The following is a 3,199-nucleotide window of genomic DNA, read 5'->3' on the forward strand; positions in this document are numbered from 1 at the left end:
GTTCTGACAGGGCACGGGAATGGAATTGAAGAAATCCCTCGGGGTGATCCATGTTTTCTGCATTGCAGCGGGTGCAATGATCAGTTCGGGGATCTTTGTGCTCCCCGGGCTCGCGTATGCGATGGCTGGTCCCGCGGTCGTGTTGTCATACTTGCTGGCCGGCGTGCTGGCCGCTACAGGACTGTTGAGCACGGCTGAGCTTGCCACGGCCATGCCGAAGGCGGGAAGCGACTATTACTTCATAACCCGGAGTGTGGGTCCGGCATTTGGCACGATTGCGGGTGTACTGAACTGGATCTCGTTCTCGCTCAAGAGCGCTTTTGCTCTGGTGGGGATGGCTGCATTGATCCGGCTTCTGGCCCCCATCGATATGCGCATCAGTGGCGTCATACTCGGAGTGGTGTTTGTGGGAATCAACCTGGTCGGGGTCAAAGAGGCGGCTCACCTTCAGGTCGCCCTTGTTCTCGGGCTCATGGCGCTGATGTTGGTCTACGTATTCTACGGGTTGCCTGTAATCAGTCTCGGGAACTACGAGCCATTTGCCCCGCGGGGAATGGGTGCCGTATTCTCGACGGCCGGCTTGGTCTTCGTGTCCTACGGAGGACTGCTCAAGGTGGCGAGTCTTGCCGAAGAGGTGCGGAACCCTGGGCACACCATTCCGGCCGGGATGATTCTGGCACTGGTCCTGGTAGGTATCTGCTATGCCATGATGGTCGCCGTGACAGTGGGCGTCGTCACGCCCGAGGTCCTGAGCGGCACCCTCACCCCAATCGCCGATGGTGCTCTTGTTGTAATGGGCAGGGCTGGAGGAATCGCCATGGCCATTGCGGCTTCTCTGGCATTTCTCACGACGGCCAATGCCGGAATCCTTGCGGGTTCCCGCTACTTGCTAGCCCTCAGCCGAGACGGCATGCTGCCGCAATCGGTTGGAAATGTCGGCGTACGCTTCCATACCCCCCATGTCGCCATCCTTGCGACAGGCGCCCTCGTGATCCTGCCGCTCTTCCTTGATCTCCATATTCTGGTGGAGTCTGCGTCCATCGGACTGATACTGACGAACATGTTTTCGCTCCTCTCGGTGATTATTCTGCGGGAGAGCCGGTTGCAGAATTATCGCCCGGTTTTCCGCGCACCGCTCTATCCCTGGCTGCAGATTGCCGGTTTGATCGGCTTTGCCTTTTTGCTTCTGCAGATGCGCGAAGAAGCGTTCGTCATCAGCGCAGCGTTGGCAATCATAGGCTTCTCCGTTTACTGGTTCTATGGACGTTCTCAGGTCGAGCATGAATCTGCCATTCTTCACGTTCTCCAGCGGCTTACGCCTCGACAACTGGTCCATGGCACACTTGAGGCGGAACTCAAGGAGATCGTCCGCGAACGTGACGAGATCGTTGCGGACCGCTTCGACGAAATGACCGAGAAGTGCCCGGTTCTTGATCTGCAGGGCACGATGCCCCGAGATGAGTTCTTCGCTAGAGTTGCGGATGCCATGTCCCCCCGGCTGGGAGTGCCCAGCGCGACGCTGCTACATCTCCTGATCAAGCGTGAAGAAGGGAGCTCCACGGTCCTTACTACACACCTGGCGATTCCGCACATCATTATCGAAGACTCCACACCTTTCGGAATGCTCATCGCGCGGTGCAAGCCCGGCATCCATTTCGGCGAGGGGGCTACAGAGGTACATACTGTGATTGTGCTTGCGGGACCGATTCAGGAACGCAATTTTCACTTGCGATGCCTGGCGGCTATTGCTCAAGTCGTTCAGGCGGATGACTTTACTATGCGATGGCTTGCCGCGCCCGGGGAACAAGCTCTTCGGGATCTATTCGTCCTTTCGCGACGCCACCGAGGATAACCGGTGCGGCGCAGGTGCAGGCAGTTCGAACCCTGATACAGCACGGAGAACCACATCGTCAGAACAAGGCGGTGGAACACTACGGCGCGTTCCGCGCCGAGGTTCACCGCCGCCGTTCGCATGGAGACAACGAGATGACTCGATTCTGGACATGCCATTGGCAGTTTCGTTTCTGGCGACCCGACATCAACACTGAAGGCCAGCCAGTTACGGCCTCCGGGAGTAACAGTTTCCGCAAGCGCGGTGTGTCGGTCGGCGACTCGGTGTACATTATCTCTCTCAGTGCCGGCCAACTTTACATTGGCGGCCGGATGGCCGTGAAGCAGATCGTATCCCGACAGGAGGCGCTCACACTCCTAAACCGCGACAACCTGTATGATGCGAGAGAATGGATTGTCGATCCCGAGGAATCAGGGACACTTCTTCACCTACATCGTCGGCTCTCACCCGCGTTGACGAGGCAACTCCGCTTCGTGTCGGGTCCAAACAAGAAGGAGCCGTGTTTCGTCTCCGACACAGATCTCGACAACCAGGCGACGCGGGGCGTCCGCCAGATCAGTCTTGAGTCCGCTACGCTTCTGGACAGGATTATCGACGTCTCGGATCGGCTGCCCAAGACCGGCCAGATCATCACAGTGACAGAGGATATGCTTCGCGACGCCAAGGCGTCGGAGCGCCCAAGTGGGGTCGAAAGTGAGTACTCCGCGATTCCGGAAGAAGTAGATGTGACGGCCCCGCTCTACGAGGGTGCCGTCAGAAGAATCGCCGTCAATGCCTACGAGCGAAGCAGTGCGGCACGGGAAAAGTGCATCCTTCACTACGGATGCCGCTGCGCAGCGTGTGGCCTGACACTGGCAGAGAAGTACGGAGAATCCGCACAGGGACTAATCCACGTTCATCACGTCCGCCAATTGTCGGACGTGAATGCCAAGTATCAGGTTGACCCGGTGCAAGACCTTCGGCCAGTTTGCCCAACGTGCCATGCCATCATCCACACGCGGACACCCCCGTTCACCGTTGAGGAAGTCACGGCCATGATCGACGAAACAAAGAACAATGCGAACCAAGCGGTGGTGGGTACGTCGCTTCGCGCCGCCCCACACCGCTGACGTTCCTCACATCCCCACCGCCACCCAGTCATTCGTCCCGGCCCCGAACGCCTTGTACACCTTCTTCACCGCGCCCGTGACCACCAGTTCGTCGCCGACCCAGCGCGGCAGCGCCCGCGTCGGCGCGTTCGTGCCCGTGATCTGCGGTGCCGGGGCGTCGGTCAGGCTCATCCGTCCGCCCGCGCCCAGCCGCCACAGGCCCCGGCCCGCGACATTCGTCGCGGCCGCCAGCCACGAG

At 59.5% G+C, this 3,199-nt stretch carries 2 protein-coding genes; both read left to right on the forward strand.

Annotated features, from left to right (window positions below):
* Nucleotides 1-19 precede the first annotated feature (19 nt).
* Nucleotides 20-1,852 carry an amino acid permease gene (locus FJ222_12435; protein MBM4165229.1) on the forward strand — a complete coding sequence of 611 codons (1,833 nt, stop codon included), beginning with the start codon at nt 20-22 and terminating at the stop codon, nt 1,850-1,852.
* A 71-nt stretch (nt 1,853-1,923) separates the two neighbouring features.
* Complete coding sequence (locus FJ222_12440; protein ID MBM4165230.1) at nt 1,924-2,961, forward strand: hypothetical protein; 1,038 nt, start codon at nt 1,924-1,926, stop codon at nt 2,959-2,961.
* Nucleotides 2,962-3,199 lie beyond the last annotated feature (238 nt).

The organism is Lentisphaerota bacterium (assembly GCA_016873675.1).
In the GTDB taxonomy this organism is placed as follows: domain Bacteria; phylum Verrucomicrobiota; class Kiritimatiellia; order RFP12; family JAAYNR01; genus VGWG01.